Origin of the sequence: Oryzomicrobium terrae (assembly GCF_008274805.1) — a bacterium.
Classification (GTDB): Bacteria; Pseudomonadota; Gammaproteobacteria; order Burkholderiales; family Rhodocyclaceae; genus Oryzomicrobium; species Oryzomicrobium terrae.
This window is the reverse complement of sequence record NZ_CP022579.1, coordinates 2,737,576-2,751,578: the sequence shown is the minus strand read 5'-3', so window position 1 is coordinate 2,751,578 and position 14,003 is coordinate 2,737,576. Positions and strand designations below refer to the sequence as shown.

Annotated in this window: 19 protein-coding genes; 18 read left to right on the top strand and 1 reads right to left on the bottom strand. The window is 65.7% G+C overall.

The window, feature by feature from the left end:
* Positions 1 to 2: 2 nt before the first annotated feature.
* The 9 genes from OTERR_RS12460 (at position 3) to OTERR_RS12420 (ending at position 7,711) form a co-directional block, all read left to right on the top strand.
* Entirely contained in the window at positions 3 to 248 is a 246-nt protein-coding gene (locus OTERR_RS12460; protein ID WP_054621317.1) for a BolA family protein, read from the top strand.
* The gene (gene murA, locus OTERR_RS12455; protein ID WP_149425957.1) at positions 241 to 1,506 is read left to right on the top strand and encodes a UDP-N-acetylglucosamine 1-carboxyvinyltransferase; all 1,266 of its coding nucleotides are present in this window, start codon (positions 241 to 243) and stop codon (positions 1,504 to 1,506) included. Before OTERR_RS12460 ends, murA begins: the two co-directional genes overlap by 8 nt.
* Before the next feature lie 141 nt (positions 1,507 to 1,647).
* The gene (locus OTERR_RS12450; protein ID WP_054621315.1) at positions 1,648 to 2,688 is read left to right on the top strand and encodes a DctP family TRAP transporter solute-binding subunit; all 1,041 of its coding nucleotides are present in this window, start codon (positions 1,648 to 1,650) and stop codon (positions 2,686 to 2,688) included.
* 2 nt (positions 2,689 to 2,690) lie between these two features.
* The gene (locus OTERR_RS12445) at positions 2,691 to 3,227 is read left to right on the top strand and encodes a TRAP transporter small permease (RefSeq protein WP_082396961.1); all 537 of its coding nucleotides are present in this window, start codon (positions 2,691 to 2,693) and stop codon (positions 3,225 to 3,227) included.
* On the top strand, positions 3,227 to 4,507 hold the full coding sequence (locus OTERR_RS12440; RefSeq protein ID WP_054621314.1) for a TRAP transporter large permease: 1,281 nt from the start codon (positions 3,227 to 3,229) through the stop codon (positions 4,505 to 4,507). The genes OTERR_RS12445 and OTERR_RS12440 overlap by 1 nt, the downstream gene beginning before the upstream one ends.
* Positions 4,508 to 4,598: 91 nt before the next feature.
* Positions 4,599 to 5,243, top strand: a complete 645-nt coding sequence (hisG, locus tag OTERR_RS12435) for an ATP phosphoribosyltransferase (RefSeq protein WP_054621313.1) — start codon at positions 4,599 to 4,601, stop codon at positions 5,241 to 5,243.
* Complete coding sequence (gene hisD / locus OTERR_RS12430; RefSeq protein ID WP_223115947.1) at positions 5,240 to 6,544, top strand: histidinol dehydrogenase; 1,305 nt, start codon at positions 5,240 to 5,242, stop codon at positions 6,542 to 6,544. The genes hisG and hisD overlap by 4 nt, the downstream gene beginning before the upstream one ends.
* Positions 6,545 to 6,566: 22 nt before the next feature.
* Entirely contained in the window at positions 6,567 to 7,187 is a 621-nt protein-coding gene (locus OTERR_RS12425) for a chromate transporter (RefSeq protein WP_149425955.1), read from the top strand.
* Positions 7,184 to 7,711, top strand: a complete 528-nt coding sequence (locus tag OTERR_RS12420; protein ID WP_149425954.1) for a chromate transporter — start codon at positions 7,184 to 7,186, stop codon at positions 7,709 to 7,711. Before OTERR_RS12425 ends, OTERR_RS12420 begins: the two co-directional genes overlap by 4 nt.
* Positions 7,712 to 7,947: 236 nt before the next feature.
* On the opposite strand, the gene hisC is transcribed toward OTERR_RS12420, so the two are convergent.
* On the bottom strand, positions 7,948 to 9,054 hold the full coding sequence (gene hisC, locus OTERR_RS12415; protein ID WP_149425953.1) for a histidinol-phosphate transaminase: 1,107 nt from the start codon (positions 9,052 to 9,054) through the stop codon (positions 7,948 to 7,950).
* A gap of 129 nt (positions 9,055 to 9,183) precedes the next feature.
* On the opposite strand from hisC, the gene hisB reads away from it, so the two are divergent.
* The 9 genes from hisB to tatB all read left to right on the top strand — a co-directional run bounded on the left by hisB (position 9,184) and on the right by tatB (position 14,000).
* Positions 9,184 to 9,771, top strand: a complete 588-nt coding sequence (gene hisB / locus OTERR_RS12410; protein ID WP_054621309.1) for an imidazoleglycerol-phosphate dehydratase HisB — start codon at positions 9,184 to 9,186, stop codon at positions 9,769 to 9,771.
* Positions 9,771 to 10,412: an imidazole glycerol phosphate synthase subunit HisH gene (hisH, locus tag OTERR_RS12405; RefSeq protein ID WP_149425952.1), complete on the top strand. Its 642-nt coding sequence runs from the start codon at positions 9,771 to 9,773 to the stop codon at positions 10,410 to 10,412. The genes hisB and hisH overlap by 1 nt, the downstream gene beginning before the upstream one ends.
* A gap of 75 nt (positions 10,413 to 10,487) precedes the next feature.
* The gene (gene hisA, locus OTERR_RS12400) at positions 10,488 to 11,237 is read left to right on the top strand and encodes a 1-(5-phosphoribosyl)-5-[(5-phosphoribosylamino)methylideneamino]imidazole-4-carboxamide isomerase (protein ID WP_054621307.1); all 750 of its coding nucleotides are present in this window, start codon (positions 10,488 to 10,490) and stop codon (positions 11,235 to 11,237) included.
* Positions 11,238 to 11,266: 29 nt separating this feature from the next.
* Positions 11,267 to 12,028 (top strand): imidazole glycerol phosphate synthase subunit HisF, encoded by a 762-nt coding sequence (gene hisF / locus OTERR_RS12395; RefSeq protein ID WP_054621306.1) that lies wholly within the window; start codon positions 11,267 to 11,269, stop codon positions 12,026 to 12,028.
* Positions 12,029 to 12,057: 29 nt separating this feature from the next.
* Entirely contained in the window at positions 12,058 to 12,468 is a 411-nt protein-coding gene (gene hisI, locus OTERR_RS12390; RefSeq protein WP_054621305.1) for a phosphoribosyl-AMP cyclohydrolase, read from the top strand.
* The gene (locus OTERR_RS12385) at positions 12,465 to 12,794 is read left to right on the top strand and encodes a phosphoribosyl-ATP diphosphatase (protein ID WP_054621304.1); all 330 of its coding nucleotides are present in this window, start codon (positions 12,465 to 12,467) and stop codon (positions 12,792 to 12,794) included. The genes hisI and OTERR_RS12385 overlap by 4 nt, the downstream gene beginning before the upstream one ends.
* 33 nt (positions 12,795 to 12,827) lie before the next feature.
* Positions 12,828 to 13,178 carry a histidine triad nucleotide-binding protein gene (locus OTERR_RS12380; RefSeq protein WP_149425951.1) on the top strand — a complete coding sequence of 117 codons (351 nt, stop codon included), beginning with the start codon at positions 12,828 to 12,830 and terminating at the stop codon, positions 13,176 to 13,178.
* Between the two features lie 12 nt (positions 13,179 to 13,190).
* Positions 13,191 to 13,421, top strand: a complete 231-nt coding sequence (gene tatA, locus OTERR_RS12375) for a Sec-independent protein translocase subunit TatA (RefSeq protein ID WP_054621302.1) — start codon at positions 13,191 to 13,193, stop codon at positions 13,419 to 13,421.
* 69 nt (positions 13,422 to 13,490) lie between these two features.
* On the top strand, positions 13,491 to 14,000 hold the full coding sequence (gene tatB, locus OTERR_RS12370) for a Sec-independent protein translocase protein TatB (protein WP_082396957.1): 510 nt from the start codon (positions 13,491 to 13,493) through the stop codon (positions 13,998 to 14,000).
* Positions 14,001 to 14,003 lie beyond the last annotated feature (3 nt).

Genomic DNA, 14,003 nt, shown 5'->3' with positions numbered 1-14,003 from the left:
CCATGGTAAGAATCGAAGACCTGGAAGCGGCCCTCAAGGCCGGACTCCCCTGCCAGCACCTGGCAGTTGATGGCGACGGCCGCCATTTCCAGGCGCTCATCGTCAGCGACGCCTTCAAGGGCCTGTCCCGGGTGCGTCAGCACCAGTTGGTGTACCAGACTCTGGGCGCCACCATGCACGACGACCTGGTTCACGCGCTGGCGCTGAAGACCTTGACCCCGGACGAGTGGGAGGCGCAACGTGGATAAGCTCGCCATCGAAGGCGGCCTGCCCCTGGCCGGCGAAGTTGCCATTTCCGGGGCCAAGAACGCTGCCCTGCCCATTCTCTGCGCCGGCCTGCTCAGCGCTGATCCGCTCACCCTGACCAACCTGCCGCACCTCAAGGACGTGGCCACCATGCTGCGCCTGCTGGCCCAGATGGGTGTCGGCGTGACCCTGGACGGCGTGGATGGGGTGGTGCTCGAAGGCGCCGGCCTGAACAATCCGGTGGCGCCCTACGAGATGGTCAAGACCATGCGCGCTTCAGTGCTGGTGCTCGGCCCCCTGGTGGCCCGCCACGGCGAAGCCAAGGTCTCCCTGCCCGGCGGTTGCGCCATCGGCGCCCGGCCGGTGGACCAGCACATCAAGGGCCTGCAGGCCATGGGGGCCGAAATCCGCGTCGAGCAGGGCTACGTGCACGCCAAGGTCACCTCTGCCAGCGGCCGTCTCAAGGGCGCCCGCATCTGCACCGACATGGTCACCGTGACTGGGACCGAGAACCTGATGATGGCTGCCTGCCTGGCCGAGGGCGAGACGGTGATCGAGAACGCTGCCCGGGAACCCGAGGTGGTGGACCTGGCCAGTTGCCTGATCAGCATGGGCGCGCGCATTTCCGGCGCCGGCACCGACGTGATTCGCATCCAGGGTGTCGAGCGCTTGCATGGGGCCACCCATTCGATCATGCCCGACCGCATCGAAACCGGCACCTACCTGTGCGCCGCTGCGGCCACCGGTGGCGAGGTGCGGCTGACCCGCACCTCCGCCTCCTACCTGGACGTGGTGGTGGATAAACTCCTCGATGCCGGCTGCGATATCACCTGTGAGCGCGACGCGATCCGCCTCAAGGCCCCCCAGCGCCTCAAGGCGGTGAGCCTGCGTACTGCGCCGTACCCGGCCTTTCCCACCGACATGCAGGCCCAGTTCATGGCACTCAACTGCGTTGCCGACGGGGCGGCGGTGATCCGCGAGACGATCTTCGAGAATCGCTTCATGCACGCCGTGGAGCTGATGCGCCTGGGGGCCGACATCCGCATCGACGGCAACACCGCCGTGGTCACCGGCGTGCCGGCCCTGCAGGGGGCCACGGTGATGGCCACCGACTTGCGCGCCTCGGCCTCTCTGGTCATCGCCGGCCTGGCCGCCCAGGGCGAGACGATCATCGAGCGTATCTATCACCTGGACCGCGGTTACGAGCGTATCGAGGAAAAACTGTCCAGGCTGGGCGCCCGGGTCCGCCGCATCCCTTGATCTCCTAAGCCTTTGCCGGCGTGGTATTGGCCCACGCCGGCGTATTGCTCCGCGCGCGCATCACTCCCATAATCCGGCGCTCGTCCCTGTCATTTTGCGGGGCGAGCCAACCGAGAAAATTCCAAGAATTGTGGAGGAGTCATGCGTAAACCCAAGGCATTGTTTGCCGCTCTGGCGGCAGTCGGGATGTTGCTCGGCGGCGTTGTGTCGCACGCCCAGGCCCAGTCCTACCGGGCCGAATACCGGCTGTCCACCGTGCTCGGTACCGCCTTCCCCTGGGGGCAGGCCGGCGAGCGCTGGGCCGAACTGGTCAAGGAAAAGACCCAGGGCCGCATCAACATCAAGCTCTACCCCGGCACCTCCCTGGTGGGCGGGGACCAGACCCGGGAATTCACCGCCATCCGCCAGGGGGTGATCGACCTGGCCGTGGGCTCGACCATCAACTGGTCGCCCCAGGTCAAGGAACTCAACCTTTTCTCCCTGCCCTTCCTGCTGCCCGACTACCGGGCCATTGACGCCCTGACCCACGGCGAAGTCGGCCAGGATCTGTTCAAGGTGCTGGAAAAGAACCAGGTGGTGCCGCTTGCCTGGGGGGAAAACGGCTTCCGAGAACTGTCCAATTCCAAGCGTCCGGTGCGCACCCCGGCCGACCTGAAGGGCATGAAGCTGCGCGTGGTGGGCTCCCCCCTCTACAACGAAACCTTCTCCGCCCTGGGCGCCAACCCGACCCAGATGAGTTGGGCCGACGCCCAGCCGGCCCTGGCCTCCGGTGCCGTGGACGGCCAGGAGAATCCCCTGTCGGTGTTTGTTGCCGCCAAGCTGCCCACCGTCGGCCAGAAACACCTGACCCTGTGGCACTACGTGGCCGACCCGCTGATCTTCGTGGTGAACAAGGATGTCTGGGCCAGTTGGTCCGCCGCCGACCGTGAGGCCGTGCGCCAGGCCGCGCTGCAGGCCGGCCGCGAGAACGTGGACAAGGCACGCAAGGGCCTGACTGCTGCCGACTCGTCCCTGGTCAAGCAGATCGAGGCCTCCGGCGTTACCGTCACCGTGCCGACCGCGGCCGAGCGTGAGCAGTTCGTTGCCGCCACCCGTCCGGTCTATGCCAAGTGGAGCAAGACCATTGGCGAGCCTTTGGTGAAGAAGGCCGAAGCCGCCATCGCTGCCGGGCAGAAGAAGTAATCATGGCCGACTCCCACATCTCCCCGGTTGCCGCGGCACCCGGGGAGGGGGAGCGGCCGTCCGCCCCTCTCCCCCTGCTCGACCGTGTCGAACGGGCCCTGATGGCCCTGACCATGGGCCTGCTCTGCCTGATCACCCTGGCCAACGTGGTGGTGCGCTACTTCACCGATATCTCGTTTGCCTTCACCGAGGAAATCTCGGTCTGGCTGATGGTGGTCATGACCCTGGTCGGTGCGTCCCATGCCTTCGTCCGGCATCACCACATCGCCATCGCTTTCTTCGTCGAGCGGCGCGGTCCGGCGGTGCGCTACTGGTCCCGACTGCTCGCTTACGCTGCCTCCCTGCTGGCGTTTGCCACCCTGGCAGTGCTCGGTACGCGTATGGCCTGGGACGACTTCCAGTTCGAGGTGACGTCGCCGTCCCTGGATATTCCCCAGTGGCTGTACACCGTCTGGCTGCCGCTGTTGTCGGCCCTGGTGGTGCTGCGCCTGGTGCAGCGCATTGTCGCTAGCCTGCGGGCCGGTCAGGAGGCGCACTGATGGATTGGCTCCTGTTCGGCTTGTTTGCCATCCTGATGTTTTCCGGCGTGCCGCTGGCGGTGGCCATGGGCGTGGCCGGCGGTGCCGTGGTGGCCGCCACCGGGTTGGGGGTGATGTCGATCCCCACTAACGTCTATACCGGCATCGCCAAGTACCCGCTGATGGCCATTCCGGTATTCGTCATCGCCGGTCTGATCTTCGAAAAGGCCGGGGTCGCCGCCACCATCGTCCGCTTCGCCTCGGCGGTGGTCGGCCAGCGGCGCGGCAGCCTGGCCATCGTCGCCATCCTGGTGGCGATGATCCTGGGGGGCATTTCCGGCTCCGGCCCGGCGGATTCGGCGGCGGTGGGGGCGGTGATGCTGCCGTCCATGCTCAAGGCCGGCTACCCGCGCTCGTTCACCGCCGGGGTGATCGCTGCCGCCGGTTCTACCGACATCCTGATCCCGCCGTCGATCGCCTTCGTCATCTACAGCCTGCTGGTGCCCCAGGCCTCGGTGCCGGCCCTGTTCGCCGCCGGCATGATCCCGGGCATCCTCTCCGGCCTGACCCTGATCCTGGTGGCCTGGTGGTTGTCGGTGCGCCACGGCTTCGAGGCCGCCCCGGCCGAGCCCCGGCCGCCCTTCTGGCAGAGCCTCAAGGAGGCCGGCTGGGGCCTGCTCGCCCCTGTGATCATCCTCGGCGGCATGCGCTCGGGCTTCTTCACTCCGACCGAAGCAGCGGTGGTGGCGGTTGCCTATGGTGTGGTGGTGGGCATGGTGATCTACCGCTCGCTGTCCTGGAAGGACGTCTACGAGGTGCTGGTGGAGTCCGCCGAGATTTCCTCGGTGATCCTCACCGTGGTGGCCCTGGCCAGCGTCTTCGCCTGGGCGAGCAACACCCTGGGCACCTTCGATCACCTGGCGGCGGCCTTGCTCGGCGCCAACCTGCCGGAAATCGGCATGCTGCTGGCGATCCAGCTGCTGCTGCTGATCGCCGGCATGTTCCTCGACGCCATCTCCATCTACTTCATCTTCCTGCCCCTGCTCATTCCCATCGCCCAGCACTTTCACTGGGACCTGGTGTGGTTCGGCATCATCATCACCATGAACATGGCCCTGGGCCAGTTCCACCCGCCCCTGGGGGTGAACCTGATGGTGACCTGCCGCATGGCCGGGGTATCTATGGAATCGACCATTCCCTGGGTGTTGTGGATGGTGGTGGCCATGGCCGGCACCATGTTCCTAGTCACCTTCGTGCCGGAAATCGCCCTGTGGCTGCCGCGCCACCTGGGCTACCTGTAAAGCGGCCAGGGCTGTAATTGCCCGGTGTCCGAGGGCGGGGGCGGAACCTGATAAACTACCGGATTCCGCCCCCGCTTTTGGTTGACCGCCCGTGAGCACCATCACCATCGCCCTGTCCAAGGGCCGCATCTTCGAAGAAACCCTGCCCCTGCTGGCCGCCGCCGGTATCGTCCCGCTGGAGGACCCGGAAACCTCGCGCAAGCTGATCATTCCCACCAATCAGGACAACGTCCGGGTGGTGATCGTGCGCGCCTCCGATGTACCCACCTACGTCCAGTACGGTGCCGCCGATCTGGGCGTGGCCGGTAAGGACGTGCTGTTCGAGCACGGTGGCGCCGGGCTGTACCAGCCCCTGGATCTGAACATCGCCAAGTGCCGCATGATGGTGGCCGTGCCCGCCGGCTTCGACTACGACAACGCCGTGCGTCAGGGTGCCCGCCTCAAGGTGGCAACCAAATACCTCAAGGTGGCCCGGGAGCATTTCGCCGCCAAGGGCGTCCACGTGGACCTGATCAAGCTCTACGGCTCCATGGAGTTGGCGCCCCTGGCCGGCCTCGCCGATGCCATCGTGGACCTGGTGTCCTCCGGCGGCACCCTCAAGGCCAACAACCTGGTCGCCGTGGAAGAGATCATGGCGATCTCGTCGCGCCTGGTGGTCAACCAGGCTGCCCTCAAACTCAAGCGCGAGGCCCTGGAGCCGATTCTGGCGGCCATTGCCGGTGCGGTGAAGGAGTGACCATGGTCAACATCAAGCGACTCGATTCCCGTGCTGCCGACTTCGACGCCCGGCTGAAGGCTTTGCTGGCCTTCGAATCCGCCCAGGACGAGGGTATCGAGGCCACCGTGGCCGCGATCCTGGCCGATGTGAAGGCCCGGGGCGATGTGGCGGTGGTGGACTACACCAACCGCTTCGACCGCTTGGCCGTGGCCGGCATGGCCGCCCTGGAGCTGCCCCAGGCCGAGCTGCGGGCCGCCCTGGACGGCCTGCCCGCCGAGCGCCGAGCCGCCCTGGAGACCGCCGCGGCGCGCATCCGCACCTTCCACGAAAAGCAGAAGGCTGACGGCTGGACCTACACCGAGGCCGACGGCACGGTGCTCGGCCAGATGGTTACGCCGCTCGACCGGGTGGGCCTCTACGTGCCCGGCGGCAAGGCCGCCTATCCGTCGTCGGTGCTGATGAATGCGATCCCCGCCAAGGTGGCCGGGGTCAAGGAACTGATCATGGTGGTGCCTACCCCGGGCGGCGAGAAGAACGCCCTGGTGCTGGCCGCCGCCGCCCTGGCCGGGGTGGACCGGGTGTTCACCATCGGCGGCGCCCAGGCCGTGGCCGCCCTGGCCTTCGGTACCGCCTCCGTGCCCCAGGTGGACAAGATCGTCGGCCCGGGCAACGCCTACGTGGCCTGCGCCAAGCGTCGCGTGTTCGGCATCGTCGGCATCGACATGGTGGCCGGCCCGTCCGAGATCCTGGTGATCGCCGATGGCTCCACCGATCCGGACTGGGTGGCCATGGATCTGTTCTCCCAGGCCGAGCACGACGAGCTGGCCCAGTCGATCCTGATCTCGCCGGATGCCGCCTACCTGGACAAGGTGGCCGCCAGCATCGAGAAGCTGCTGCCCACCATGCCCCGGGCCGAGGTGATCCGCACCGCCCTGGAAAACCGCGGCGCCCTGATTGCCGTGGCCGACATGGACGACGCCTGTGCCATCGCCAACCGGGTGGCTCCGGAACACCTGGAACTGTCCCTGGTGGACGCCGACCCCTGGGTGGCCAAGCTGCACCACGCCGGTGCCATCTTCATCGGTCCCTACACCTCCGAATCTCTGGGCGACTACTGCGCCGGCCCCAACCACGTGCTGCCCACCTCGGGTAGCGCCCGCTTCTCCTCGCCCCTGGGGGTCTACGACTTCCAGAAGCGCACCAGCCTGATCAAGGTCTCCCGGGCCGGGGCCCAGACCCTGGGGCGGATCGCTTCGACCCTGGCCGGCGGCGAGGGCTTGCCCGCCCACGCCAAGTCCGCCGAATACCGGCTGGACTGACGGCGGAGCGACGGAAGGCGCGATGGCCGACGAGAACCGTCCCCCGGCACCTGGCGCCGCCAGCGACGCTGTGCCCCCCGAGGTGACTCTGGGGGCACTTTTTTCGGGCTTTTCCAGGGTTGGTCTGTCCGGCTTCGGCGGTGTGCTGCCCTTCGCCCGGCGCATGCTGGTGGAGCGCCAGCGCTGGCTGTCACCCCAGGAGTTCAACTCGGTACTGGGCCTGTGCCAGTTCCTGCCCGGCCCCAACGTGGTGAACCTGGCGGTATGCGTCGGCAGCCGCTACCAGGGTGCCCTGGGAGCGGTGGTCTCCGTGCTCGGCATGTTGATTGGACCGTTTGCCGTGGTGCTGCTGCTCGGCTTGCTCTATTCCCTGTACGGCGAGCTGCACCTGGTCCAGGCCATGCTGCGCGGTATTTCCGCCGTGGGAGTGGGGCTGATCCTGGCCCTGGGCGTGCGCATGCTCGGTGCCCTCAAGGAAAAGCGGGTGTACCTGCCCTTCACGGTGCTCGCCTTTGTCGCCATCGCCGTGCTGCGCCTGCCCTTGGTGGTAGTCATGGTGGTGTTGGCGACGGCCAGCAGTGTGGTGGCCTACCGGCGCGTCCGCCGGGCCATGGCTACCCTGGTGCCAGGAGGGGACAAATGAGCGGCATCCTCCTGCAACTGTTCCTGCACTTTGCTCTGCTGTCGTTCCTGTCCTTCGGTGGGGCCAATGCCTTGCTGCCGGAAATCCACCGGGTGGTGGTGGACCAGCAGCACTGGATGAACGACGCCACCTTCACCCACCTCTACGCCGTGGCCCAGGCGGCGCCCGGGCCCAACGTGCTGGTGGTGACCCTGATCGGCTGGCAGGTGGCCGGTGTGGCCGGGGCGGTGGTCAGCACCGTGGCCATGTGTCTGCCGATGAGCGTGGTGATCTACTTCATCTTCCGTCACTGGGAGCGTTTTCGCGGCGCCCCCTGGCAGCAGGCGGTGCAGACTGGGGTGGGGCCCCTGTCGGTGGGGCTGGTGTTTGCCAGCGGCACCTTGATCGGCCTGTCCGCCGGCCTGGGGCTGGGGGGCGCCGTTGTGGTGCTGGCGACGATTCTGGTCTGCCTGCGCTGGCCAAAACTGCACCCGTTGTGGCTGATCGCGGGAGGGGCGCTGCTCGGGCTGCTCGGCGTTGTCTGAAGCCCGCCGCAGCGTATCAATACTTTGGTTTTTCTTATGTTTTGACGTGGGTGCTACTAAAAACCCCACGACTGGCGCGGACCTTGGGTTTTAAGTCAACGCGTTACATAAGCTTTGTTGAAGTGTGGCGACGGGCGTCAACACCGTCCGTCCGGTGCAGGGCGCATCCGTGCGGACGGGGGGGCAAAGGAAAGGGCGGAGGAAGGGGCGGACGGTCATCCGCCCCGGGCCGGTGACTAGCCGAGGATGTCGGCCAGGGCCTGGATGAGGGTCCGGCACTCGGTATCGGTGCCGATGGTGATGCGCAGGTACTGGTCGATGCGCGGCGCCTTGAAGTGGCGCACGATGATGCTGCGCTCGCGCAACTGCTGCGCCAGTTCGCCGGCGTCGTGGCCCGGGTGGCGGGCGAAGACGAAGTTGGCGGCGGAGGGCACCACCGCGAAGCCCAGGGCGGACAGGTCCCGGCTCAGGGTGTCCCGGCTGGCCATCACTGCCTTGCGCGTGGCGTCGAAGTGGGTGTTGTCGTCCATCGCGGCCACCGCGCCGGCAATCGCCAGCCGGTCCAGGGGATAGGAGTTGAAGCTGTTCTTGACCCGCTCCAGGGCTTCGATTAGGTCCGGGTGACCCACCGCGAAGCCGACCCGCAGCCCGGCCAGGGAGCGGGACTTGGACAGGGTCTGCACCACCAGCAGGTTGGGGTGGCGATTCACCAGAGCAATGGCGGTGGGGATGGTGGCGATGCTGTCGCCGCTGAAGTCGATGTAGGCCTCGTCCACCACCACCACGCAGTCCGGTTGGCCAGCAGCCAGGCGTTCCACCGCCTCCAGGGGCAGCAGCCGGCCGGTGGGGGCGTTGGGGTTGGGGAAGATGATGCCGCCGCAGTTCGGCGCCAGGTAGGGCGCCGGGTCGAGGGCGAACTCTGCATCCAAAGGCACTTTCTCGAACTCGATGCCGTACAGACCGCAGTACACCGGGTAGAAGCTGTAGGTGATGTCCGGGAAGCGGATCGGCCGGTCGTGCTTGAGCAGGGCGAGGAAGGCGTGGGCCAGCACCTCGTCCGATCCGTTGCCGACGAACACCTGGTTGGCGGCGATGCCGTGGGCAGCGAAGTGGCGCGCCACTGCTGACTTCAGGGCGTCAGCATTGGGGTCCGGGTAGAGGCGCAGCCGGGCCGCGTCCGCCCCGTTCTCGCCACCGATGGCCGCCAGGGCCTTGGGGGAGGGCGGGTAGGGGTTTTCGTTGGTGTTGAGTTTCACCAGGTTGGCGAGCTTGGGCTGCTCACCGGGAACGTAGGGCGTCAGGCTGCGCGTGACGGCGCTCCAGAATCGGCTTGTTTGGCTCATGCAGGGGACCACCGCGACCCGGCGGAGGGCCGCCGGAAAAAAGTAGAAACAAGGTTGAAATGGTATCATCACCTACGTTTTTGCCGATTTCGGCAAGTTTTCCTCGCACCAGCCTTTCTCATGACTCCCATGCGGCAAGCCGACGTCACGCGCAATACCCTGGAAACCCAGATCACCGTCCGGGTCAATCTCGACGGCACGGGCAAGTCCGTGCTCAACACCGGCGTGGGGTTCTTCGACCACATGCTCGACCAGATCGCCCGCCACGGCCTGATCGACCTGGAAATCGAGGCCAAGGGTGACCTGCACATCGACGCCCACCATACGGTGGAAGACGTGGGCATCACCCTGGGCCAGGCCCTGGCCAAGGCCTGGGGCGACAAGAAGGGCCTGACCCGCTACGGCCATGCCTACGTCCCCCTGGACGAGGCCCTCTCCCGCGTGGTCATCGACCTGTCCGGCCGCCCCGGCCTGACCTACGGCGTGACCTACACCCGCGCCATGATCGGCGGTTTCGACGTGGACCTGATCCGCGAATTCTTCCAGGGCCTGGTCAACCACGCCGGCATGACCCTGCACATCGACAATCTGCGTGGCGACAACTCGCACCACCAGGCCGAGACCATCTTCAAGGCCTTCGGCCGGGCCCTGCGCGTGGCCGCCAGCCCCGATCCGCGCATGGCCGGGGTGACCCCTTCCACCAAGGGAGTGCTGTAATGCCGGCTGGCACGATCGCCGTCATCGACTACGGCATGGGCAACCTGCGCTCGGTGTCGAAGGCGCTGGAGCACGTTGCCGATGGTCGTTCCGTGGTGGTGACCGCCGATCCGGCCGTGGTCGCCGCGGCCGAGCGGGTAGTCTTTCCCGGCCAGGGCGCCATGCCCGACTGCATGGCCGAGCTCGATGCCCGGGGCCTGCGTCAGGCGGTGATCGATGCCGCGGCGAGCAAGCCCTTTCTCGGCATCTGCATCGGCGAGCAGATGCTCTTTGAACACAGCGAAGAGGGCGATGTGCCCGGTCTGGGCATCCTGCCCGGCCAGGTGCGGCGCTTTCCCGATGCGGCCATGGCGGCCGCCGACGGCAGCCGCCTGAAGGTTCCGCACATGGGCTGGAACGAAGTGACGCAAACGGCGCACCCGATCTGGTCCGGCATCGCCCAGGACGCGCGCTTCTACTTCGTGCACAGCTACTTCGTGGTACCTGCCGACGAGGCCTTGGTCATCGGCCGTGCTCACTATGGCGTCCCCTTTACCTGTGCGGTAGCGCGGGATAACATCGTGGCGGTCCAGTTCCACCCGGAAAAGAGCGCCCGGGACGGGCTGCAATTGCTGGCCAATTTCCTCGCCTGGCGCCCCTGATTCCTGCTGCCGGTCCCTGGATTTCGCGGGGCCGGCATTCCTTCATCGCTTCACCGTTTCTGCCGACGTCTACCTATGCTGATCATTCCCGCCATTGACCTAAAAGACGGCCAGTGCGTACGCCTCAAGCAGGGCGTGATGGAAGACGCCACCGTTTTCTCCGAAGAACCTGCCGCCATGGCCCGCCATTGGCTGGACAAGGGCGCCCGCCGCCTGCACCTGGTGGACCTGAACGGTGCCTTCGCCGGCAAGCCGGTCAACGAAAAGGCCATCAAGGCCATCGTCAAGGAAGTCGGCGACGACATCCCCGTGCAGCTGGGCGGCGGCATCCGCGACCTGGATACCATCGAGCGTTACCTGGATGGCGGTATCAGCTATGTCATCATCGGTACCGCCGCGGTGAAGAACCCGGGCTTCCTGCATGATGCCTGCGGCGCTTTTCCCGGCCACATCATCGTCGGTCTCGATGCCAAGGACGGCAAGGTGGCTACCGACGGCTGGTCCAAGCTGACCGGCCACGACGTCATCGATCTGGCCAAGAAATTCGAGGATTACGGCGTTGAGTCGGTGATCTACACCGATATCGGCCGCGACGGCATGCTCTCCGGCGTCAATATCGACGCCACCGTCAAGCTGGCCCAGGCCCTGCGTATTCCGGTGATCGCCTCCGGCGGCCTGTCCAGTCTGGATGACATCAAGGCTCTGTGCGCCGTCGAGGGCGAAGGCATCGTCGGTTCTATTGCGGGCCGGGCCATCTACGACGGTTCCCTGGACTTTCAGGCGGCCCAGGCGGCTGCCGATGCAGCCTCGACCGTGGGCCGCTGAGGTGCGCATCGCTTCTTTCGGAGTGCCCCATGGGGCTCGCTAAACGCATCATTCCCTGCCTGGATGTAACCGCCGGGCGGGTGGTCAAAGGCACCAATTTCGTCGATTTGCGCGATGCCGGCGATCCTGTCGAAATTGCCCGCCGCTACGACGAGCAGGGCGCCGACGAGGTGACCTTTCTCGACATCACCGCCAGTTCCGACCAGCGCGACATCATCCTGCACATTATCGAAGCCTGTGCCGAACAGGTCTTCATCCCGCTCACCGTGGGCGGCGGGGTGCGCAAGGTTGAGGACGTGCGCCGCCTGCTCAACGCCGGTGCCGACAAGGTGTCGATGAACACCGCGGCTGTGCAGAATCCGGATCTGGTGGCCGAGGCCTCGGCCAAGGTCGGCTCCCAGTGCATCGTCGTGGCCATCGACGCCAAGCAGGTGGCTCCCGGCCGCTGGTCCGTGTTCACCCACGGCGGGCGTAACGATACGGGCATGAGCGCCATCGATTGGGCGCGCCGTGTCGAGGAATTGGGCGCCGGCGAGATTCTGCTCACCAGCATGGACCGGGACGGCACGAAGAACGGATTTGACCTGGGTCTTACCCGGGCCGTGGCCGATGCGGTCAAAATCCCGGTTATCGCTTCCGGTGGCGTCGGCAACCTGCAGCACTTGGCTGATGGTGTCACCCAGGGGCGTGCCGATGCCGTGCTGGCGGCCTCCATCTTCCATTTCGGTGAGTACACCGTGCGTCAGGCCAAGGAATACATGCGCGACCAGGGTATCGAAGTCCGGCTCTGAGCCTGGACCAGATGCCGCGCCTCGTGACTATGAGCAAGGATCTCAACGCCGACCTGCCCTGGCTGGATGCCCTCGTCTGGGACGAGCAGGGCTTGCTGCCCGTCATCGCCCAGGATGCCGCCTCGGGTCGGGTGCTGATGTTCGCCTGGACCAACCGGGAGGCGCTGCTGGAAACCGCGGCGACCGGACGGGCTGTGTACTGGTCCCGTTCGCGCCGGCGCCTGTGGCGCAAGGGCGAGGAATCGGGTCATGTGCAGCTGGTCAGCGACATCCGCACCGATTGCGACGGTGATGTGATTCTCTATAGCGTTACCCAGGAAGGTGGTATCGCCTGTCATACCGGACGGGAGAGCTGCTTCTTCTACCGGCTCGATGGGGAGAATGGGCCCTGGGTGGCGGCAGACCCTGTCTTGAAGAACCCCAAGGATATCTATAAATGATCGACTACGAAGTGTTGCAGCGCTTGTCCGAAACGCTGACCTCCCGGCGTAATGCCGATCCGTCTTCCTCCTACACGGCCCAACTCCTGGCCAAGGGGCCGGATTCGATCCTGAAGAAAATTGGTGAGGAAACGGCCGAGCTGATCATGGCGGGCAAGGAAGGCAATCGCCTGCATATCGTGCGCGAATCCGCCGATGTACTGTTCCACATGATGGTGCTGCTGGTCCATGCCGGTCTGTCGATCGACGATGTCATGGTCGAAATGCGCCGCCGTGAGGGCATTTCCGGCATCGAAGAAAAGAAGGCACGGACGGTTTCCAAGTAAGCCGCCCGGTCAGTTACGTTACGAGTCGCGTCGATGGACAACTGCCTGTTCTGCAAGATCGTCCGGGGGGAAATCCCCTCCAAGAAGGCTTACGAGGACGAGGATCTGCTGGCCTTTCACGATATCCACCCGCAGCGTCCGGTGCATATCCTGGTGATTCCCAAGCGGCACATCACCTCCCTGACCGACGCCACTCCGGCGGACGTTCCCGTGCTCGGCAAGATGCTGCAGGTTGCCCAGCAGCTGGCGGTGGATAACGGTAGTCCCAACGGTTTTCGCACCATCATCAACACCGGCCCTATCGGCCAGCAGGAAGTCATGCACCTGCACATGCACATCGTGGGCGGCCCCGAGCCTGTGGGTCCCATGCTGAAACGATTTTAAGGAGAGATTTTCATGGGTAGCTTTAGCATTTGGCACTGGCTGATCGTACTGGTCATCGTCCTCCTGGTGTTCGGCACCAAGAAGCTGCGCAATATCGGCCAGGATCTGGGCGGCGCGGTGAAGGGCTTCAAGGATGGTCTCAAGGAAGGCGATAGCAAGGCGGATGCGCCTGCCCAGCCTTCCCAGCAGATCCCCGGTGGGCAGACCATCGAAGGCGAGATCAAGGAAAAGACCAAGTCCTGATCGTAGAGGGGGGCGCCAGGCGCAATGCTGCCAGGTGCCTCATCCCTTTCCTCTCCCTCTACATTCCCTATGTTCGACATCAGCTTTACCGAGCTCATCGTCATCGCCGTGGTGGCATTGGTGGTCATCGGCCCCGAACGTCTGCCCAAGGTTGCCCGTACTGCCGGTCTGCTGCTTGGCCGCCTGCAGCGCTACGTGTCGGATGTGAAGTCCGACATCCAGCGCGAGATGCAGCTGGAGGAGTTGAAAAAGCTCCAAGCCGAAGTGGCCGAGTCGGCCCGGCAGGTGGAAGAAAAGCTCACCACCGATCTGCGCGATGCCGAAAAGCAGTTGCAGAGCGGTTTTGCCGAGGTCAAGGGGGCAGGTGACGACGTGGCCCAAGCCCTGTCCGACACCGTGGCCACGGCCGAGCAGGCCGGGCATGAGATCACCGCGGCTGGCGAGGCACCGGCATCGGCCGAGCCATCCGCCACCGAATCCCCCGTCGCGGTGGCGAGCACTGAAGTCCCCACCCATTCCGGCCTCGGCTCTGCCCTGCCTACCTCTTCCTCTGCCACGGAACCCGTTGCCAAGGGCTGAGCC